Source organism: Anaerolinea thermophila UNI-1 (assembly GCF_000199675.1).
Lineage (GTDB): Bacteria > Chloroflexota > Anaerolineae > Anaerolineales > Anaerolineaceae > Anaerolinea > Anaerolinea thermophila.
This window is the reverse complement of record NC_014960.1, coordinates 1,439,827-1,461,566: the sequence shown is the minus strand read 5'-3', so window position 1 is coordinate 1,461,566 and position 21,740 is coordinate 1,439,827. Positions and strand designations below refer to the sequence as shown.

Below are 21,740 nucleotides of genomic sequence, written 5' to 3'. Positions count from 1 at the left end.
AATGAATCCGCCAGACATCACCACCGTGGTCTTCGATTGGGGAAATACCCTGATGAGGGTAGATCCGCGCTTCTCTGGTCCAATGATGCTGTGGGATGAAGTTTCAACAATGCCCGGAGCAGAAGAGGTTTTGTTCTCTTTGCAGAAAAAGTTTCGATTGGTGGTAGGAACCAACGCAGCCGACTCTAACGCTTATCAGGTAGGGAAAGCCCTGGAGAGAGTCAATATCAAAAAGCCTTTCCACGCTATTTTTACCGCCCGGGAATTAGGAGCACGCAAGCCAGATTTAAAATTCTTCCGTCAAATGGAAAGCGTTCTGGGAATGCGCCCCGAGCAAATGGTCATGGTGGGAGACAAGTTTTCGGAAGACGTTCTGGGAGCCAAACGTGCCGGTTGGAGAGCCATCTGGTACAACCCGGATGGAGAGTCCGCTCCGGGGTTGCTCCCATTGCAGGATGGGGACATTCAGCATTTGAGTTATCTGCCGGACAGCCTCTTCTCCCTGGACCTCCCGGATGTAGCTTTGTGCCAATCCTGGATGGCTGAGTTTGGATTGCCGGTTTCTTTACAAATGCATGTTCAGATGGTTGCTGCAATTTCTTATCAGTTGGCTGTCTGGCTACGAAAAGCGGGACAAAAAGTTAATCCTTTGCTGGTACACCGCAGTGGACTGCTCCATGACCTGGCAAAGATGCAAACCCTGGGGAAAGAAAACCCCTCTTCCATGGGGCATGCCGAATTGGGTGCCAGGCTGATGGAAGATCAGGGATACCCTCAAATTGCCCGGGTAATCCGCACCCATGCGTTGCACAGTCTGAATGAATTAGAAACATGGGAACAGAAACTGGTATATTTTGCCGATAAACTGGTAGAAGGAAGTCGGCTTGTAGCCTTAGAAGAACGTATTAAGGCCCTTAAGCAGCGTTATCCTCACGAGGCAGAACGTATTGCTGTCTTTGAATCCGGATTATTCAGGCTTCAAGATGAGATATTAGGGCATGTCGGTATAGACAACGAAGAAGAGTGTCTCTCTATGCTCAAAGCCTCTCTGACCTCTAAACCGGCATAAAATCAATTCACTTTGCTCTCATATTTCTCTGGTAAAATCCGCAGTATGCGTAACCGCAACTCGTTTCTTTTCATCCGCTGGATTTCGATTGCGCTCATTTTCCTTTCCGCCATTCTTACCGTGACTCAACTGGTACGATACAGCCGCATCCGGGCTACTTTTTTGCCTGGTCAAACGATTGCTGGTGTTCCAGTAGGCGGGCTTACCCCACAACAGGCGGCAGAACGTCTATTAACGGTATATACAGCCACACCAGTAGAAGTTCGTTACCGTGACTCTGTCTTCCAAATTAAACCCTCTACAGTAGACTTTCGCCTGAACCTGGAAGCCATGATGACCGCCGCTGATTTGGAACGGCTCCAACAGCCCTTCTGGCCCGGCTTTTGGGAATTTCTCTGGAATCGCTTACCCACCCCCAAACCCGTTCCATTAATTGCCACATTCTCGGAAGAACGTTTGAGAGCCTTTTTGCAGGAAGAGATTGTAGCACGCTATGACGAACCCCCCAAGCCTGCCATGCCTTTGCCGGGATCGGTCTCTTTCCAGCCCGGACAGGCAGGCACCTCGCTGGATGTAGAGCGCGCAGTGGTGCTGATCGGTGATGCTTTGCGCTCTCCCACCTCACGGCAGGTCAATCTCTCTTTTAACCGAGTAAACGCCCCACGCCCTTCGGTAGATAATCTCAAGATACTGCTTCAGCAAATTGTAGAACTTTCTGGCTTCAAGGGCACCCTGGAGATGTACGTGAATGACCTGCAAAGCGGTGAAGAAATCCATTTTGCCTATAGTGAGGGCAAATTAGTTCAACCCAATATTGCGTTCTCTGCTGCCAGCACGATTAAAATTCCCATCATGGTCTCAGCCATGATACGCTCGCCAGAACCAGTGCCAGATGACATTGCCGAGCAGATTTCGCTGATGATTGAGTACTCTGAAAACGGTCCTGCTGATCGACTGATGGAGATGCTCCTCGATCGCAACACCGGTCCGCTTATGGTTACCGCCGATATGCAAACACTGGGACTGGAAAACACGTTCCTGGCCGGGTATTTCTACCCGGGCGCCCCACTTCTGCAACGCTTTACGACCCCGGCAAACCAGCGGACCGACGTTTCTACCGACCCTGATCTCTATAATCAGACCACAGCATCGGATATTGGTTCACTGCTTGAAGACATTTACATGTGTGCTGAAAAAAACGGAGGGACTTTTGCTGCGTTGTTCCCTAATCAACTGACGCAAACCAAATGCAAGCAAATGGTGGCGTATCTCTTGAAGAATCGTAACGGAGTACTTCTGGAAGCCGGTATTCCGGAAGGTACCCAAATCGCCCATAAACACGGTTGGACCATCGAAACCGACAATCTGATGCATTCGGTTTCCGATGCCGGCATCGTGTACACCCCCGGAGGTAACTTTATTATCACCATTTACATGTACGATCCGGTACAATTGCTCTGGGAGCCTGCCAATCGTGTAGTTGCCGATCTTGCCAGAGCCATATACAATTACTTCAACCTGCCAACTTCATAAAAAACACTTGGAGAAATTCCGCATTCAATCCTGAATTGCAGAATGGAATCGCCCATGAACCAAACAAATTCTTCTCAACACTGGCTGGATCGTCCGATCTTTTCCCCTACCACTCCAATTCGAGTAGAAACCATTCTGGTAACTTTGATCTTAATCCTGACCATCCTCAGCCGTTTTGTAATGCTGGGCGAACGGGTCATGAGTCACGACGAAGTCAACCATGTCTGGCCCTCACATGATTTGTTCATGGGGCGTGGCTATGCGCACAACCCGGTTACCCACGGGCCCTTCCAGTTTCACATTGTGGCTTTGACGTACTTCCTGTTTGGCGATAACGACTTCACCTCTCGCGTGCCGGCTGCCCTGTTCAGCACCGCCGCAGTAGCATTCGTGCTGTTCGGATATCGTCGTTACCTGGGCAGGACAGGGGCGCTTATCGCTGGACTTCTTTTCCTGATCTCTCCGTACATGATGTTCTACGGACGCTACACCCGGAACGAGGGGTTTATCGAATTGTACGGGGTAGTCATGCTCTTCGCTGTACTCCGGCATATGGAAAAAGGAGATAAACTTTCCCTTTACCTGTTAACCGCCAGCATTGTAATGCACTTCATCACCAAAGAAACGGCTTATATTTACCTTGCCCAATTGCTGGTGTTTCTGCTCCTCCTTTTCCTGGCTGAAATTTTCCGCGCCGAAGGGGAGCACTTGCGTCGTTCGACAACCATTCTTGCTTTGTTTGGGCTGGCTCTACTCCTGATTTTCCTTGCCATTGGTTATGGCGTAGCCACTGCGAAACCCGCATCGGCAAGTGCCCCGGGACCTGCACCAGCCAGCGCCCGAGTTGCCATTGAACTGGGGCTGGTGCTCGGCGCGTTGCTCAGCGGAGGAGCAGGTTTTGTTCTTCTTATTCGGGATCTCGGTTGGGAGCAGTTAAAACAACTGCGCTCTTTCAACTTGCTTCTGCTCACCGGTACGCTCGTCCTCCCTCAACTAACGGCTTTTCCGGTGAAAATGCTTGGAGGGGATCCTCTTGACTATACCTCTGCGAGCGGTAGATTGATGACCGGTGGCTTTCTCATCTTTCTATTTCTCCTCTCCGCTGGCATTGGGATCTTATGGAACTGGAAACTCTGGCTGAAGAATGCCTTTTTGTTTTACACCGTTTATGCGTTCTTCTACACCACCATGTTCACTTACACAAACGGATTCTTCAGCGGAATCGTAGGCAGTTTGGGGTACTGGTTAAGCCAGCAGGGAGAATATCGAGGCACCCAACCCATTTACTATTTTGCGCTGGTACAGTTACCTATTTACGAGTATCTTGGGGTGCTGGGTACGCTCCTGGCAGTGTATTTTGGCGCAAAATACAGAAAATTTGCCCATAAGCCGGGCATCAGTCCAGCATTGGATGAAGACTCTGGAACACAACAGGAAACCGAAACCGCTCTTGGAGAAAACCAGGATACAGGAATCCCTCAGGATACCAACGACCTTGCCTCAGGGCCTTCCGAACCGTTCAGTTTAAAGGTTTTTTATGCCAGGACTCAGCCGTTGCCCGTATTGTTGTTCCTGGTTTACTGGGGCATCACCAGCCTGATTGCCTTCAGCATTGCGGGAGAAAAAATGCCCTGGCTTACCGTGCATATCACCATGGGATTTTTACTGGCGGGTGGATGGGGCATCGGCTACCTGATTGATACCACCGATTGGAAATCTGTGCTGCGCCCGGAAGGATGGATTGGGCTGGCACTGCTTCCCGTTTTCCTCACCAGCACCTCGATGGCTTTGGGAAGTGTGTTGGGAACCAACCCGCCCTTTGCCGGAAACTCTTTAACCCAACTTCAAGCCACCGGGCAATTTTTATTGTCCACCCTCACTGCGCTGGCAACATTAGCCGGACTTTTCTACACATTCCGCCAGTGGGAAACCCGTCAGGTTTTGCGATTGGGTACCCTGACCTTTTTTGCCATCCTTACCATCCTTACCGCTCGCGCAGCCTATCGGGCATCTTTCATCAACTATGATTACCCCACAGAATATCTGGTTTATGCTCACGCCGCACCGGGTCCCAAGCAGGTCTTCAAACAGATTGAGGAAATTTCGCAACGCCTGACCCGGGGACGAGACTTGGTCGTAGCCTATTCCGGAGATGCCAATTATCCGTTCATCTGGTATTTGCGGTATTACCCGAACGCCCGGGCTTTTGGTTCGCAGCCAACCCGCGACCTGAGAGAAGCATCCGTCATTATCGCCGGAGAAGATGTGTTCAATAAGATTGACCCCGTGGTTGGCGATAATTACATCCAATTTGAATACATGCGCCTGTGGTGGCCCATGGAAGATTATAAGAATCTGACCTGGGAGAGAATCCGAAATGCCATTACCTCTCCAGAATACCGGGCGGCTTTGTGGGATATCTGGCTGAACCGCGATTACCAGAAATACGCCCGATTGACCAATCGCACCGACCTGACTCTTGAAAACTGGTCACCCGCTGCCCGAATGCGGGTGTACATCCGCAAGGACGTGATTGGTAAGATGTGGGAATTCGGAGTACAACCTGAGACGGTTGAAGAAACTTCTCCGCAGGATCCTTACGAAGCAGGGATGATCTCTCTGACCCCTGATCGCGTAATCGGCACCAGCGGAATCAATCCGGGAGAATTGCAGGCACCTCGCGGTATGGCAATTGCGCCTGACGGCACTCTGTATGTTGCCGACTCCCGCAACCACCGCATTCAGCACTTCGCCGCCGATGGCACACTGTTGCATCAATGGGGTACGTTTGCCGACCTGGTCCAGGGTGATGCCCCCGGCGGCACTTTCAATGAACCATGGGACGTTGCCGTAGGATTGGATGGAACGGTATTTGTCACCGACACCTGGAATCACCGTGTGCAAGCCTTCACCCCAGACGGCACCTTCCTGCGTATGTGGGGATACTTCGGACAGGCAGAAACCCCCGATGCTTTCTGGGGACCGCGTGGCTTGGCAATTGATCAGCGAGGGCGAGTTTACGTCACCGATACCGGCAACAAGCGCGTGGCAATCTTTGAGCCCAATGGAACATTCGTGGCTCAATTTGGCACAGCGGGGCTGGATGTGGGACAATTTGATGAGCCAGTAGGAATCGCCATTGACCAGGATGGGCTGGTATACATTGCCGATACCTGGAATCAACGTGTGCAGGTTTTCGTACCCGACACTTCCGGTACCGTATTCACCCCCATTCGACAATGGGAAATTGCTGGGTGGTACGGGCAATCTCTGGAGAACAAGCCCTTCCTGAAAATTTCACCGGTCAACGGGCATGTCTTTGTCACCGACCCGGAAGGATACCGGGTGCTGGAATTCAACGCCGACGGTACATTCGTGCGCGGCTGGGGATATTACAGCACAAATTACGATGGATTTGGGTTGGCTTCAGGGCTTGCTATCGACACCGATGGCAAAGTCTGGGTGAGCGATGGGGCGAACAATCGCTTATTACGTTTTACCCTGCCATAAGAGAAATTCTGTGCCTCAAAAGAGCGGAGCGTGACGAAAGATGCTCCGCTCTTTTGCTTATCGTGCTCCCTTGCGCCCAAATTGGCGTTCCAGCAAGTCTGCTGAAAGATGAATCATGGTCGGACGCCCATGAGGGCAGGTGCGCGGGGATTGACAGGCTTCTAAATCGCGCAACAAGGCTCGTTGTTCTTCAGGCGAAAGAACCTGCCCGGCTTTGACGGCTGTACGCTTGCAAATACGGGCAATCAGACGTGCCTCCACCTCCGATTGAAGCGGCGTTTCGTCCTCTTCAAAATCTTCCACTACAGCACGAACGGCCTGGACAGGATCTGCCCCCGACAGTAGCGCAGGAATAGCGCTCACCCGAAACGTGGAAGGACCAAAAGGCTCAATGTGAAACCCCAGCCGATTCAGCGTATCCACCTCATCTTCCAGCAACCTTGCCTGAGAGGGAGAAAGATGAACCAGTGCTGGCTCCAGTAAGGCTTGCGCCGGAATACCTTCGCCCTTCTTCTGAATAAAACGCTCAAATAACACACGCTCATGGGCAGCGTGTTGATCAATGAGGTACAAGCCATCAGGACCTTCTGCTACAAGGTAAGCCATGGCAACCTGCCCTACCAGACGCAACAAGGGCAACACGCCGGAAGGAAGCGGAGATTGAGTTGCCTGAGGAAGATTCTCCGGAGTTGGAGAAACCGTCGTTTCTCCGGTTTGCTCAGAAGTCGTCCATAGGTTTTGAGCCTGACGGGACATTTCCCAAGCCGGGTCAATCTGTGGAGTCGATAAGGGACGTTGCCATACCGAAGGGGGAACTACCGAAGGTACAGGATTGGAAATCATCAAAGACCGGCGCACCGCTCTGGAAACAGCGCTGAAGACACGATCGGGGTTGCGGAAGCGCACCTCGGCTTTTGTGGGGTGCACATTGACATCCACTTCTTCGGGATGCAGGTTGATAAAGAGAATCGCCATCGGGTAACGCCCGACCATAAGCAGGGTATGGTAGGCTTGGAGCAAAGCGGTGCTTAAAGCCGTATCCTGCACCCAACGTCCATTGACAAAGAACGTTATTTCTTTTCGGTTTGAACGCGTCAATCCCACCGGGCTGGTAAAACCAGAAACCGAGACCATCTCGTCTTCGTATTCCACTTCCAGCATTTGTCGGGAAATCTCCACATCATACAGTTGTGCCAATACTTCCCGTCGGTTTCCATTTCCAGTGGTTTGGAAAATGGGTGTTCCATCATGAAAGAGTTGAAAGCGTACCTGAGGATATGCCAGAGCATAGCGGGTAACCAGGGCATCAATCTGCTGGCGTTCTGTTTGATCACGTTTGAGAAACTTCAAACGAGCAGGCACATTGAAAAACAGGTCTTCTACACGCACCAGCGTACCCACAGGCGCACCCACTACCTCCACTGTACCTATTTTTCCCCCATCTACCCGGATGCGTGCTGCTACAGATTGATGAGCCGGACGCGAAACCAGCGAAAAATGAGAAACAGAAGCAATAGATGCCAGGGCTTCCCCACGAAAGCCCAACGTAGCAATGCGGAACAAATCTTCCGCTGTTTGAAGTTTGCTGGTAGCATGGCGCATTACTGCCAGCGCCAGCTCACTTTGAGGAATACCATCCCCATCATCGGCAACTTCAATTGCTCGACGTCCGGCATTCTCAACACGCACGACAATCTGTCGGGCATGAGCATCCAGAGCATTTTCAATCAATTCCTTGACCACCGATGCCGGACGCTCGACCACTTCGCCGGCAGCGATTTGAGAAGCAACCTCTTCCGGTAAGAGATGAATTGGCATGGTTTGGATTATACAATAATCTCAGACTCTGCTTCGAGCATTTCAAAAGAATACGGTATACTTTGCCTATGACATTCACCACACTCTTTATTGACTTGGACGATACCATTTATCCCCCTGAAAAAGGAGTATGGGATGCCATCGGAGAGAAAATCAACAAGTACATGGAAACCCGAGTGGGCATTGATGCCAGCGAAGTGCCGGTATTAAGAGAAAACCTGTACCGAACCTACGGGACCACTCTCCGGGGATTAATGCTGACGCGTGGTATTGACCCTGCCGATTACCTGGAATTTGTTCATGACATCCCCCTGAGAGAGTTTCTACACCCTACTCCCGAACTCCGTGCCCTTCTCGAACGGTATCCTCTCCGCAAAATCATCCTGACAAATGCCGATCGAAATCATGCCTTGCGAGTGCTGAACATTCTGGAGTTAAATGGGATCTTCGAACAAATCATTGACATCATGGATATGTTGCCCTACTGCAAACCTTTGCCGGAAGCCTTTCAAAAAGCATTGGAAAAAGCGGGGAATCTTCGTGCGGAGGAATGCATCTACCTGGACGATAATGTCGCAAACCTGCGTACGGCTAAAGAACTGGGGTTTTACACCATTCATGTTTATCCGGAAAAGAATTGCACCGATTGCCATGCCCATATCCCCTACCTGCAATATCTGCCCCAGGTACTTGATCCATTGCTCAAGGAGGTCAATCGGTCATGAAAGACCTTGGACTGGCAGGTTGGTGCGCTATCGGTTTCCTGCTTCTCGTAATTATCGGGTTTAATTTATGGTTATACGAATTTTTTAAGAGTAAAGGGGATATTCCAGAAATTCAGATCCTCAAGCGCTCTTTTCAGGCTCTTCAAAAGCCCTTTGGCCAGGAAGAGGAACAAATCTCGGAACTGGCTCGTAAAGTTCGTGAGATTAATTCTTCCTCAAAGAAAGAATGAAACGGAAAGAAGTCTGTTGTATAATCCGGCAAAGGAGTTCTCATTCTATCCTAAACCTGCCGTGATACCCTCATGGCAAGGAGTAACTTATGAATAAATCTATTCGTTACTTTGTGCTCGGGTTTATTGCGTTGATCCTTCTGGCTGGAGCCTTTTCCGGAGGAATCGTCGTAGGGTGGCTGCTTCCCAATCGTAGTGCTTCTACCACGCCTACCGGTCCCTTTATTTCGTCTGCCTCTACCACAGGTGGAACCCCCGAAGACTTACAAACCTTATTCAAGCCTTTCTGGGAAGCCTGGAATATTGTGAATGACCAGTATGTAGAACAACCAGTCAATCAGGAAAAACTCATGCGTGGTGCTATCAGCGGGATGCTTCAGTCCTTGGGAGACCCGCACACCTCTTACATGGACCCAGATCAATATCGCCAAGCCAATATGCCAATGAGCGGAGAATACGAAGGCATCGGTGCGTGGGTAGATATTACCGGCGCATATGTGAAAATCATCAGTCCCATGCCCAACTCTCCGGCAGAAAAAGCTGGATTGAAAGCCGGAGATATTATCCTCAAGGTTAATGGCGAAGATATGACCGGTATAGACGGTAATCTGGTGCTGAGGCGAATCCTTGGGCCAGCCGGTACTCAGGTGACCCTGACTGTTCAACGGGAAGGGGAAAGTGAGCCCCTAGAATTTACCATCATCCGGGCTAAAATTACCATTCCAAGCGTAGAGAGCAAAATGCTCGATGATGGAATCGGTTATATCCGGCTTTTCACCTTTGGAGAAAAAACTACAGACGAACTCAAAAACGCCTTGAAAGAAATCCTCAAACAAAATCCCAAAGGGCTGGTACTGGATTTACGGAACAATGGAGGCGGCTATCTCACCACTGCTATAGAGGTGGTATCGCAGTTTATCGATAAAGGCGTGGTGATGTATGAGCAGTATGGGGATGGGCGGGAAAAATCCTTTAACGCGATCCCTGGAGGACTGGCTACGAAAATTCCCCTGGTAGTACTGATTAACGAAGGTACCGCTTCTGCCTCTGAAATTACCGCAGGGGCTATTCAGGATTATCAACGGGGTATCCTGGTGGGCACCACCTCTTTTGGGAAAGGCTCGGTGCAAAACTGGGTGGCTCTGGACAATGACCAGGGCGCCATTCGGGTCACGGTAGCCCGCTGGCTGACTCCCAACAAAAGGCAAATCAACGGTACCGGTCTGACCCCTGATGTTGAAGTTCCCATGACCGAAGAAGATATCAAAGCCGAAAAAGACCCTCAACTGGATAAAGCCATTGAATTGCTAAAAAGCGGAAATCCTGCCCCGTAAATTTTTAGATTTTGACCCCTCAAATGATGCACAGGTTGGCTTTTTTTCGTCCAACCTGTGTTTTGTCTTAAGTCAGAAAGAATTCAACATTATAATCGGGGATGTGAAAAAGTTTCTCATCGCACTTGTCCTTCTGCTTGGCATCCTTTTCATCATTGGACGAGCCGCAGAAATGCAAGATATCGGTAAGGTTCTCCAGAGGGGAGACTTTGGTTGGATAGCCCTGGCTATTGTCCTGTTAGGGGGCTGGTTTTTTAATTTAGGGCTGACCTATCAAGCCATCTATGCCATTCTGGATATGCCTGTCTCTGCCCTCCACATGACGCGTGTGGCTACAGCGGTAAACTTTATAAATATTGTGGCGCCCAGTGCCGGGTTAGGCAGTGTAGCCATTTTTATGTCGGATGCGGCTTCGAATAACCGCTCTACCGGAAAAACTGCCATTGCGGCGGTCATGTTTGTCCTGCTTGAATATGTAGCCGTGCTTTTTGTGCTGGTTTTTGGACTGGCTGAACTGGCATACCGTAATAATTTACACTGGGCAGAAGTGATTGCCTCGTTAATCCTGTTAATTGGAGCACTTGGACTGGCAATTTTGTTGTATATTGGTATGCAATCGGCATCACTCTTTGCACGCGTTCTTCAGTGGGGTGCCCGCACGGTTAACCGCCTGCTCAAGCCTTTCATCAAAAAAGAATATCTTTCTGAGGAACGTGCTCATGAGTTTGCCTTTGAAGCCGCTGAGGGTATTGCTATCGTTCGACATCATCCGCAAAGAATCATTCGCCCCATTCTGCTGGCGCTGTTAAATAAAGTCATCTTGATCGGAATTCTCACCCTGACGTTTCTGGCATTCCATGTTCCCTTTACTCCTGGGGTAGTCATTGCGGGGTTCAGCCTGGCATCTCTGTTCCTGATTGTCTCACCCACCCCTGCAGGAATCGGAATTGTGGAAGGTGTGCTCACCGTGGCGTTGCGTTCTCTGCAGGTTCCCATTGAGGATGCCGCCGTCATCACCATGGCATACCGGGGAATCACCTTCTGGGTCCCTTTACTGGTCGGAATGGTTACCTTCAGAACCCTTCCTCATCATCAGTAGCTTCCTGTTAAGTAATATTTTGGTGGAACAGAAGTGGATTCTGATTACTCAACTCCTACCGGGCTTCTACTCAAAAGATTGTTTTAATGATTAGTTAAAATAAACTTGTCTGGTACATCATTTTATGCTAGACTGAATGCAAAGGGGCAACTTTTTCAACAGAGAGGGGAAGCGCAAAATGGCAGAGAAAATTCTGATTGTAGATGATGATGTACAGACGCTCCGGCTGGTGGGATTAATGCTGGAGCGTCAGGGTTACAAAATCCTTGCCGCCAGTAACGGCACACAAGCCATTTCCATGGCGCGAACAGAACGCCCGGATTTGATTTTGCTGGATGTGATGATGCCCGATGTCGATGGATTTTCGGTTGCCCGTACCCTGCGCAAAGAACCTGAAACTGCCGACATTCCCATCCTGATGTTCACCGCCAAAGCCCAGGTGGAGGACAAAATCGCCGGTTATGAGGCTGGTGCGGATGACTACCTGACCAAACCCATCCACCCGGCAGAATTAACCGCACACATGCGCGCAATCCTCTCCCGCAATAAAGGGCGGACGGGCGTTCCTGTAGAACGGGGCTACACAATTGGAGTCATCGGTGCCAAGGGCGGCCTGGGCGTTTCGTCCCTCACTCTTAATGTTGCCATTAACTACTTTCAGAATACCAAGCAGGAAGTCATTGCCGCTGAACTGCGTCCCGGGCAAGGCTCCTGGAGCACTGAACTGGGGATCCAGTCCTGTGAAGGTTTGAACAACCTTTTACGCCTCAACCCCTCGGATATCAATATCGCCACCGTTGAGAATGAGTTAATCCGTGTTCCTTATGGCATTCGCCTGCTGCTTGCTTCTCCCTATGCCAAAGATGTTCCTCTGATGAAAAATACCGCCGGCATGGAAGCCATAGTGGATCAACTCTCCCTGATTGGACGGGTAACCTTTCTGGACATCGGCACCAACACTCACTTGGCTCTGGATGAAATTCTGAATCTGACCAGAGAAATCATTGTGGTCACCGAGCCCTTCCCCGCTGCCATTGCCCGCACCCGTATCCTCATCGAAGATCTCAAGCAAAGAGGTTTTGGAAAGGGAAAATTGCTCTCACTGGTAGTGGTCAATCGCATCCGTGCAGACGTGCAACTTTCTGTTACCCAAATTCAGGAAATGCTGGGGTACAGCGTGTCTCAGGTTATTCCACCCGCGCCTGAAGTCTCTTTCCAGGCAGCTACCAGAAATTTACCCCTTATCCAGGTACAAATTGGAGGTATGTTAAGCCTTCAATACAGCCGTTTAGCTGAAGCCATTGCTGAGCGTGTCAACGTTTGAAGATGCTTTTTTCCTAGAAAGGATCGCCCAAGCCCGGAGAATCCTCCGGGAAAGTCATTATGTAGTGGCTTTCACCGGCGCAGGCATTTCAACCCCTTCGGGTATCCCCGATTTTCGCTCTGCCGGAAGCGGATTGTGGGAGCGCTTTGACCCAATGGAAGTAGCTTCGCTGGGTGTATTCCTCTCTAACCCCAGGAAATTTTGGGACTGGAAACGCCCTCTCTTACGGCAGATATGGGCAGTCCAACCCAACGATGCCCACCGCGCACTGGCAGAAATGGAACGTCAGGGCATTCTTCGAGCAGTGATTACTCAGAACATTGATCAACTGCATCAACGTGCCGGAAGTCAAACTGTGCTGGAATTGCATGGCTCCATTGATAGGCTAGAATGTCTGAAATGTCAGGCGACCTTTCCCATGGAGGATTTTCGGGAATTTCTGGAAACCAGCGAAGATATGCCAAGATGTCCGAGAGACTCTTCAGTGTTGAAACCAACCATCGTGTTGTATCAGGAAATGCTTCCTGCAGACACCTGGCTGAAGGCCGAAGAACACACTCGCCAAGCCGATTGTATGCTGGTGATTGGCTCATCGCTGGAAGTATTTCCTGCGAATGAACTCCCAAGAAGAGTTGTGGAACGGGGTGCCCGCCTGATGATTAACAATCTTTCCCCCACTCGCCTGGACAATTTGGCTACCCTTGTCCTTCCCTGGGATGTGTGTAAAGTGATCCCATTGCTCGCTGAATTGTGAAAAAATCTTCAATTTTGGAGGTCTATCGGCTATTGACATATCCCAATTCTCTGGTATATTCAAGCATTATTTAGAAAGTCCCCCTTGTCTTACCCAATGTAGCAAACATCGGAAGCCCTTTTTTGTGAGAGGCATACTATACGCACAATTTCTTCCGTTGAAAGGAGGTGAACGCCGGATCAAAGGAAAAAAATTAACCTTTGATCACCTCAAAAAAGGTATCTCTTTTCTGCAACAGACTATTCCCAAGAAATAAAAACCCAAAGGAGGAACAGAATTTTATGAAGACCCGTATTGCAGTATTTGTGTTGCTGGTTGTCGCCCTGCTGGTTACAGCCTGTCAGGCAGGTGGTGGGGGAACCATCAAAGTGGCAGTTCTGGCTCCCATGAGTGGACAGGTTTCCACGTTCGGCATTTCGACGAATAACGGGGTCCAACTGGCTGTGGAAGAGTGGAATGCTAAAGGCGGTATCAATGGCAAGAAAATTGAAACTGTGGTTGCCGACAGCCAGTGTTCTGCCGACCCTGCGGTGAACGCCGCCAACAAAGTGATTCAGGAAGATAAGGTGAAGTTCATCATCGGTGAGGTGTGCTCCAGCGCTTCCATTCCGGTTTCTGAAATTGCTGAAGCCAATCAGGTCATTCAAATCAGCCCCACCTCGACCAATCCACAGGTGACGCTGAACAAAGACGGCTCCACCAAGAAATACGTCTTCCGCGCCTGCTTCATTGACCCCTTCCAGGGGACAGTCATGGCAAAGTTCGCCCTCGATAAGGGTTACAAGACCGCCTTCATCATGTTTGATCAGGGCAATGACTACGTACGCGGACTGGCAGAATACTTTGAGAAAGCCTTCACCGAAGCCGGTGGGCAAGTTGTAGGCAAGGAATCCTACACCAAGACCGATACGGACTTCTCCGCTATCCTGACCAAGGTAGCCGAGTCCAAGGCTGAAGTGCTCTTCCTGCCCGACTACTACCCGATTGTCAACCTGGTAGGCGCCCAAGCCAAAGAGAAAGGCGTGACGGCTGTGATGATGGGCGGTGATGGTTGGGACTCTGCCGACCTTGACCTCAAAGCCGCAGATGGTGGCTTCTTCTCCAACCACTATTCGCCTGAAGATCCTCGCCCGATCGTGCAATCATGGGTTGCAAACTATCAGAAGAAATATAACGCCGTACCTGACGCTCTGGCAACCCTGGGATACGACGCTGCGAACCTGCTCTTTGCGGCTATCGAAAAAGCCGGCACCGATGACACTACCAAAGTTGCAGAAGCCCTGGCTTCTCTGCAATACGAAGCCGTCTCCGGCAAAATCACTTTCGATGCCCAGCATAACCCCGTGAAGAATGCGGTGGTGCTCTCCGTCAAAGACGGAAAGGTTTCCTTCTCCGCCTCGGTAGCGCCATAAACCAGACTCTGGAACAAAAGAGGGGCGGAAGCGCTCCGCCCCTCTTTATCACAGACTCATGTTCTTTCCGGGAGTATTTTCCACCAGCACTAATCCCCCTAAGGGGAGGAATGTTCCTTTTGTCTTCTTCTGGTTTTTTCGGCGCACTGGCACGAGAAAACCATTCTTTTTAACCTGAAACGTTGGGGTAAATCCTATGAATCGTTCTGAACCGATGAGTAAAACCCCTTCTTTGTTCGAATCTCTTGTCCAACAGCGAACATTGGGGTATTTGCTGTTAGGGCTAATTTTGCTGGTAGCCATCTGGCGCTTGGGGAACGCATTGCTCGAAAACCCATCTCTGTTCCTTCAACAGGTGACCAATGGATTGCAAATCGGGTTTGTATACGCCCTCATTGCGCTGGGATACACCATGGTGTATGGCATCGTGCGGTTGATTAACTTTGCCCATGGTGATGTATTCATGGTGGGGGCATTCACCAGTTTTTACGCCATCTCCCGCATGCAATTGCATCTCTGGCCGCGTGTACTCTTTCCCAACCTTAACCCGTTCCTTGGCGACGCAATTGGTACCGTAACTGTAGTTCTGCTTTCCATGGTAGTTTGTGCATTGCTTGCCGTCACCATTGAGCGCGTGGCTTACAAACCCTTACGGAACGCCCCAAGAATCTCCGCCCTCATTACAGCGATTGGGGTGTCCTTCTTCCTGGAATACTTTGGGGCTTTAAATTTTGTCTACACCGCTAACTACATTACCTATCGCCGCCCCTTTGATGTGGTCACCTGGGTCATTGGGAATCAGGGAGTACAGGTGTTGCAAAGAGGGCAGGAAGTTCCCCCTGGTGCGATTATTTTCTCCAACATCTCCTTCATCATCATCATTGTCTCTATCATTCTACTGGTGTTGCTCCAGTACTTTGTTAAGAATACCCGTACCGGAAAAGCCATGCGGGCAACGGCTTACGATCGGCAAACGGCTCGGTTGATGGGCGTGGATGTGGACGCCACCATCTCAACCACTTTCGCGATTGGCGCAGCGCTGGCAGGTGCGGCTGGAGTGCTCTATGCCATCGCTTATCCTCAGGTTGTGTTCTGGATGGGAATTATTCCCGGGTTGAAAGCGTTCGTTGCAGCCGTGCTGGGAGGAATTGGGAGCATTCCCGGCGCAGTTGTGGGCGCTTTAATCCTTGGACAGGCAGAAACGCTCAGCGCGGCGTATATCTCCACCCCCATGCGGGATGCCATCGCCTTTTCTATCCTGATCATCGTCCTGCTGGTTCGCCCAACCGGTATCTTTGGAGAAGCCCAACGGGAGAAGGCATAGTATGAAACGCATCAGTCGTACCACCCTGATCTTCCTTGGAAGCATTGTGGCTTTCACCCTTGTGGTGCAAGTTCTCATTTCGCTGAATGTCCTCAGTCCATTCTGGAACACCATTCTCCGCCAGGGCGCCGTGATGGCCATTGTCAGCCTGGGGCTGAACCTGATTTACGGTTTCAACGGGCAGTTCTCCCTCGGGCAATGGGGCTTCTACGCCATTGGGGCATATTCTGCTGCCGATATCACCTACCGCTGGACAAATGACGCCAACTCCAACGGCTTGACCGTGCTTTTCTTCACAGTAGTACTGGTGGGCGCTGCCATCCTGATTCTCTATCGGGTATTTGGAAAAATTCGCGGCGTCGACCCGCTTTCCGCATTTGCCATTTACCTGATTGCCGCAATAGGATTGACAGCCCTGGCAGTGTCTATTGGCAATATAACCGCTCCAGGCGTTAATGGACTGCTCAAAGTCTTGCCTGCGAACATCGCCAACACTGTAGTCTATCTTCTGGCAGTGATTATTGGGGGTGTCCTTGCTGCAGAGGTCAGTTTCCTGTTTGGATTGCCCGTGCTTACCCTCGGGTCGGACTACTTTGGTATTGCCACCCTGGGTTTCACAATCATCGTGAAAGTCCTGCTGGATAACTCCGATGTGATGTTTGGGTTTGTAGAGATGAAAGGTGCACGCGGGATGATTGGCATCCCCAAGCTCACCTCGTGGATTTGGGTCATGCTCTTTCTGATTCTGGTGCTGGTCATCACCCGCAACCTGCTTCACTCGAGTTATGGTCGTGCCATCATCTCTGTGCGAGAGGACGAAATTGCCGCCAAAGCCATGGGGATTGATATCGGGCATTACAAGACCCTCACCTTTGTATTGGGGTGCTTGTTTGCTGGACTGGCAGGCGGCTTGTATGCTCATATTAATGGCTTCCTGCATCCAGACACCTTCAACTTTATCAAGTCCTTCGACCCAATGATTATTGTGGTCTTCGGAGGGTTGGGCAGTGTAACTGGAACCATCTTTGCCGCGTTTGCCTGGCAACTGGTACTGGAAGGCATTCTGCGCAGCATCCTTCCCCCAGGGTTTGAAACCTGGCGGTATGTGGTATACCCTCTTCTTTTGCTGGTAATGATGTTGCTCAAACCCAATGGGTTATTCGGGAATTACGAGATTCCTTACCTGCGCCAGGTCCTTCCACCGAAAAAATCAACTGAGCCTAAACCAGCCCAAACAGCAAAGGAGAGCCTATGAGTGAACAAACTTCTCTGCAAACGCCCTCCACGAAAACAAACGGGCAGGAAATCCTGCGCATCGAAGGGTTGACTAAACTGTTTGGAGGGTTGAAAGCCGTCAATAATTTCAGCCTCTCTCTCAACAAAGGCGACTTAAATGGGTTGATTGGGCCTAACGGCGCGGGAAAAACCACCGTCTTCAACATGATCACAGGGGTGTATGTGCCCACAGCCGGGTCAATCCGTTTCAACGGGCAGGAAATTGCCGGGCTTGAACCGCACAAAATCAATCAAATGGGTATTGCTCGCACCTTCCAGAACATTCGTCTCTTTTCCAATCTCACCGTGCTGGATAACGTGCGCATTGCCTATCACCCTCACGCTGGTTACAGTCTAACCGACGCGATTTTTCACAATGCGCGTTACAAAGAAAATGAGCGTATTCTGACCGAACGGGCTCAGGAGTTTTTGGCAGTATTCAATCTGCAAGATCGACAGGATGAAATTGCCAAAAATCTGCCATATGGGGAACAGCGCCGACTTGAGATTGCCCGTGCCCTTGCCGCAGAACCCAAGTTGTTACTTCTGGATGAGCCTGCAGCGGGAATGAACCCGGCAGAGACGGTTGCCCTGATGGATCTCATTCACTTTATCCGGGAACGCTTTGACCTGACCATCCTGCTGATTGAACATCAAATGCGGGTGGTGATGGGGATCTGCGAATATATCACGGTCATGGACTTTGGAGAAGTCATTGCCCGAGGAACACCAGCGGAAATTCAAGCCAATCCGCGTGTGGTTGAAGCCTACCTTGGTCCAGGTTCTGCCGCATTATCTGAAAAATTCAGACGGAAGAGAACGCTATGATGCTCGAAGTAAAAGACCTCAATGTGTACTATGGCGCAATTCACGCTCTCAAAGGCGTGAACTTCCATGTGGACAAGGGTGAAATTGTGACCCTAATTGGAGCCAACGGTGCAGGGAAATCCACCACCCTAAACACCATCTCAGGATTACTCAGAGCCCGACAGGGAAGCATTGTATTTCAGGGCGAAGATATCACCCGTACCATGCCTCAAGACATTGTGCGGAAAGGCATTGTCCAGGTGCCCGAAGGACGAAAAATCTTTGCTACCCTTTCGGTGATGGAGAACCTGGAAATGGGCGCCTACCTCAATAAAGATAAAGCCCAAATTCAGCGGGATCTGGAAATGGTGCTGGATCGTTTTCCACGTCTGCGAGAACGGCGCAATCAGTATGGCGGAACGCTCTCCGGAGGTGAACAACAAATGCTTGCCATTGCACGGGCGTTGATGTCACGCCCAACCTTGCTGTTGCTCGATGAGCCATCCATGGGGCTTTCCCCAATTCTGGTCGAGCAGATTTTTGAGATCATTCAGGACATCAACCAGCAAGGTACCAGCATCCTCCTGGTTGAGCAAAATGCCCAAATGGCATTGTCCATCGCCGACCGCGGTTATGTGCTGGAAACCGGACGGGTGGTGCTGGAGGGACCTGCTCAGGAACTGCTCCACAACCCCATGGTCATTGAAGCCTATCTTGGAGGGCATGGATAGACCCACAGGGAGGTGAATATCTATGAAAAATTATCAAAAAATTCTCTACTTTTTTGTTCTTCCCATCCTCGCGGTGTTGCTCTATCCCCCTCAATCTTTAATCAAGGGAATTGGGGTGGTCATAGCAGCAGTTCTGCTATTTGCTCTGATCGGCTATTTCCTGCTGAGAGGGAAAGAACTGGCACTGACTTTCATGATCTTCGTGCAAGGAATGAACGTCATCATTCGTCTGATGATGTTCTTCAGCACTGGATTTACCAATCAGGGGCAACCCAATGTTTTATTCCTGATTACCTGCTTCCTGGGACTGGTTCTTTCCTTCTGGTTGCTCGTGCGACTCGATCGGCAAGATATTCGTTTAAGCATGGTAGGATGATAATTCGCCATAAAGAACAGAGCACCCCCGATTGTGGATGCTCTGTTCTTTTATTCCTCTCCATTCTCCCAATCAAGCACTTCTCTGACCTGCGAGGTTGGAGAAGCAGGCCCAATTATTCCTGCCTCTTCGAGCGCATCAATCAAGCGGGCAGCCCGGGTGTAACCAATGCGCAGTTTGCGCTGTAACATCGAAATAGAGGCTTTTCCTTCCTGACGCACAATGCGTTTTGCTTCTTCCAGCAAGGGATCGCCCTCCCGTCCTCCCATCTCGGCATCAAACAGGGGCACCTGCGTCAACGGGACACTGGGTGGAAGATCCATATTAACCGGTTCTGCCATGTTGGGGTCAGCAGCCATCCGTTGTGTAGCACGGACATTCATATCCTGAAGACGCCAGAAATCCACCAAACGCTGAATTTCCAAATCGGAGACGTAAACGCCCTGAATGCGCACTGGAGCAGAAGCATCGGGAGCCTGGAAGAGCATATCTCCACGCCCTAACAAACGCTCGGCACCCGGCTGATCCAGGATGACCCGGCTATCTACGCCAGATGCTACCGCAAAAGCAATCCTGGCAGGGAAATTGGCTTTAATCAAGCCGGTAATGACATCGACTGAGGGACGTTGTGTGGCTAAAACCAGGTGAATGCCCGTTGCCCGCGCCAACTGGGCTAAACGGGTTAAACTGCGCTCCGTTTCTTCCGGAGCCATCATCATCAAGTCTGCCAGTTCATCTACAAGGACAACCAGGTAAGGCAATGGAGGCGAAAACTTGCGATTGTATTCCGCGATATTGCGAACACCGGACTGAGAAAAGCGATGGTAGCGGGCGTCCATTTCACGCTGTACCCATTGCAAGGCGCCAACCACCTTTTCGGCTTCAGTGACCACCGGAGCAAGCAAATGAGGGATGCCGTTATATCCGGTTAACTCTACGCGCTTGGGGTCAACCAGAATTAAACGCAACTCCACAGGAGAATTATGCAGGAGAAGGCAGGTCAAAATGGAATTGACACAAACCGATTTTCCCGAACCGGTAGTGCCTGCAATTAACAAATGGGGCATGGTGGCTAAATCATAAGCCACCGAGTGTCCAGCAACATCCTTTCCCAGAGCAAAGCGCAAAGGAGAGCGGATTTTCCGAAATGCCTCACTTTCAATGACCTCTTTCAACATCACCCGGCTGATTTGAATATTGGGCACTTCAATGCCCACGTAATGGCGTCCTGGCACCGGCGCCTGGATGCGGATTCGAGGAGCCGCCAATGCCAGAGCAAGGTCATCGGCAAGAGCGGCAATTTTTCCTACACGCACTCGCATTCGCCCACTACGCGTTTCAATGAAATCCGGCTCCACGCCAAACTGCGTAACTGTAGGTCCCCGACTGATTTCAACTACATGCACCGGAGCGCCAAACGACGCCAGGGTTTCTTCAATCAACCGAGCACGCTCTGCATCGACATTGGTCTGGATGGTTTCTTCAACCGGCGGGTCAAGAATTTCATCCACAGAGGGCAATTGCCAGATTTGTTGAGATGAAGGAATGGGCTTCTCGTCCTCCGGGCGACTTGAGGAATCCCAGGATGAGGCAAGGCGTGATCCACCCCCGCCCTTTTTCACAGAAGGAGCCAACACAGAGGGCTTCGTGGTAGGCGGCAGTTCATTCTCGTGAACAGGTAAGGGCTTAAAATCTTCTGGCAATTCCTCCCGTTGTTCAGGCGACTGGGGAAGCGAAACCGGGGAAGAGCGCTTCCGCTCCACTGCAGATAAACGCTCCCTGCTTCTCTTTGATTCCTGACGCATACGATGGACAAGACTCTCCACAGAAGATACCAGATCCACCATGGAGATGTCGGCAGTCATAATCACCCCTAATAAAAATCCTGCTAGCAGGACCACCCATGCCCCCGCCTGTCCGATGGCAGAGACCAATAACCTCTCCAATAAAGCCCCGATATAACCTCCGCCTTTTCCTGCCGCGGCAAGTTCCCATCCCCCACCTTGATAAAGGTGAAATACCGCCAGAATGACCCAGTAAAGAAGGAGAAGACCTGTTCCTCGTTCTATGGAAGGGGAAGGGAAACGGTCAACATTACGTAACACCAGCCAGAAACCAAACAGCAAGAACACCAACGGGAGAATGAAAGCACCATCTCCCCCCATCAGTTGAAGGGCTGTTACCCACCAGCGCGTCAGGATTCCATGGTGAGAAGAAAACAAACTTAACAGAGAAAGGAGTCCCAGCAGGGCTAATAAGACTCCCAGCAGGTCCATCTTTCGCTCAGGAGAAAGGCTATCCCACCAACTCACTCCCCCTTTATGAGGGACAGGCTGAGACCTCTGTCGCGGTTTCTCTCTGGAAAGCGAGGACACAGGATGACGAGCAGGAAGTTTTCCTCCTTTACCGGTTGGCTTGC

General features: G+C 50.7%; 17 protein-coding genes. 15 read left to right on the top strand and 2 right to left on the bottom strand.

Annotated elements, in window-relative coordinates; all coding sequences use genetic code 11:
• The first annotated feature begins 1 nt into the window (after position 1).
• The 3 genes from ANT_RS16205 to ANT_RS16200 are packed head-to-tail and all read left to right on the top strand — an operon-like array spanning position 2 to position 6,112.
• Positions 2-1,069 (top strand): HAD-IA family hydrolase, encoded by a 1,068-nt coding sequence (locus ANT_RS16205; protein WP_049784835.1) that lies wholly within the window; start codon positions 2-4, stop codon positions 1,067-1,069.
• A gap of 45 nt (positions 1,070-1,114) precedes the next feature.
• A complete protein-coding gene (locus tag ANT_RS06505) occupies positions 1,115-2,602 on the top strand; it encodes a serine hydrolase (protein ID WP_041454776.1) in 1,488 nt (495 codons plus the stop codon).
• A 54-nt stretch (positions 2,603-2,656) separates the two neighbouring features.
• Positions 2,657-6,112 carry an SMP-30/gluconolactonase/LRE family protein gene (locus ANT_RS16200; RefSeq protein ID WP_049784834.1) on the top strand — a complete coding sequence of 1,152 codons (3,456 nt, stop codon included), beginning with the start codon at positions 2,657-2,659 and terminating at the stop codon, positions 6,110-6,112.
• A gap of 57 nt (positions 6,113-6,169) precedes the next feature.
• Here ANT_RS16200 and mutL read toward each other — a convergent pair whose 3' ends face one another.
• The gene (gene mutL / locus ANT_RS06495) at positions 6,170-7,930 is read right to left on the bottom strand and encodes a DNA mismatch repair endonuclease MutL (protein ID WP_013559719.1); all 1,761 of its coding nucleotides are present in this window, start codon (positions 7,928-7,930) and stop codon (positions 6,170-6,172) included.
• Positions 7,931-7,998: 68 nt separating this feature from the next.
• On the opposite strand from mutL, the gene ANT_RS06490 reads away from it, so the two are divergent.
• From ANT_RS06490 to ANT_RS06435, 12 genes are all read left to right on the top strand, one after another.
• Positions 7,999-8,655 carry a pyrimidine 5'-nucleotidase gene (locus ANT_RS06490; RefSeq protein ID WP_013559718.1) on the top strand — a complete coding sequence of 219 codons (657 nt, stop codon included), beginning with the start codon at positions 7,999-8,001 and terminating at the stop codon, positions 8,653-8,655.
• Positions 8,652-8,885, top strand: coding sequence for a hypothetical protein (locus ANT_RS06485; protein WP_013559717.1), 234 nt, complete (start codon positions 8,652-8,654; stop codon positions 8,883-8,885). The genes ANT_RS06490 and ANT_RS06485 overlap by 4 nt, the downstream gene beginning before the upstream one ends.
• A gap of 89 nt (positions 8,886-8,974) precedes the next feature.
• A complete protein-coding gene (locus ANT_RS06480) occupies positions 8,975-10,219 on the top strand; it encodes a S41 family peptidase (RefSeq protein WP_013559716.1) in 1,245 nt (414 codons plus the stop codon).
• 103 nt (positions 10,220-10,322) lie between these two features.
• Positions 10,323-11,318, top strand: coding sequence for a lysylphosphatidylglycerol synthase transmembrane domain-containing protein (locus ANT_RS06475; RefSeq protein WP_013559715.1), 996 nt, complete (start codon positions 10,323-10,325; stop codon positions 11,316-11,318).
• A 178-nt stretch (positions 11,319-11,496) separates the two neighbouring features.
• Positions 11,497-12,642, top strand: coding sequence for a CpaE/TadZ family protein (locus ANT_RS16790; protein WP_013559714.1), 1,146 nt, complete (start codon positions 11,497-11,499; stop codon positions 12,640-12,642).
• Positions 12,629-13,396: an SIR2 family NAD-dependent protein deacylase gene (locus ANT_RS06465; protein ID WP_049784833.1), complete on the top strand. Its 768-nt coding sequence runs from the start codon at positions 12,629-12,631 to the stop codon at positions 13,394-13,396. The genes ANT_RS16790 and ANT_RS06465 overlap by 14 nt, the downstream gene beginning before the upstream one ends.
• 281 nt (positions 13,397-13,677) lie before the next feature.
• Entirely contained in the window at positions 13,678-14,808 is a 1,131-nt protein-coding gene (locus tag ANT_RS06460) for an ABC transporter substrate-binding protein (RefSeq protein ID WP_013559712.1), read from the top strand.
• Positions 14,809-15,004: 196 nt separating this feature from the next.
• Entirely contained in the window at positions 15,005-16,132 is a 1,128-nt protein-coding gene (locus ANT_RS06455; protein WP_013559711.1) for a branched-chain amino acid ABC transporter permease, read from the top strand.
• Between the two features lies 1 nt (position 16,133).
• Positions 16,134-17,387: a branched-chain amino acid ABC transporter permease gene (locus ANT_RS16195; RefSeq protein WP_013559710.1), complete on the top strand. Its 1,254-nt coding sequence runs from the start codon at positions 16,134-16,136 to the stop codon at positions 17,385-17,387.
• Positions 17,384-18,235 (top strand): ABC transporter ATP-binding protein, encoded by an 852-nt coding sequence (locus ANT_RS06445; protein ID WP_013559709.1) that lies wholly within the window; start codon positions 17,384-17,386, stop codon positions 18,233-18,235. Before ANT_RS16195 ends, ANT_RS06445 begins: the two co-directional genes overlap by 4 nt.
• Positions 18,235-18,945 carry an ABC transporter ATP-binding protein gene (locus ANT_RS06440; protein WP_041455376.1) on the top strand — a complete coding sequence of 237 codons (711 nt, stop codon included), beginning with the start codon at positions 18,235-18,237 and terminating at the stop codon, positions 18,943-18,945. The genes ANT_RS06445 and ANT_RS06440 overlap by 1 nt, the downstream gene beginning before the upstream one ends.
• A 22-nt stretch (positions 18,946-18,967) precedes the next feature.
• Complete coding sequence (locus tag ANT_RS06435; protein WP_013559707.1) at positions 18,968-19,321, top strand: hypothetical protein; 354 nt, start codon at positions 18,968-18,970, stop codon at positions 19,319-19,321.
• A 50-nt stretch (positions 19,322-19,371) separates the two neighbouring features.
• Here the strand turns inward: ANT_RS06435 and ANT_RS06430 are convergent, their stop codons facing one another.
• The gene (locus tag ANT_RS06430; RefSeq protein ID WP_155818029.1) at positions 19,372-21,633 is read right to left on the bottom strand and encodes an FtsK/SpoIIIE family DNA translocase; all 2,262 of its coding nucleotides are present in this window, start codon (positions 21,631-21,633) and stop codon (positions 19,372-19,374) included.
• Positions 21,634-21,740 lie beyond the last annotated feature (107 nt).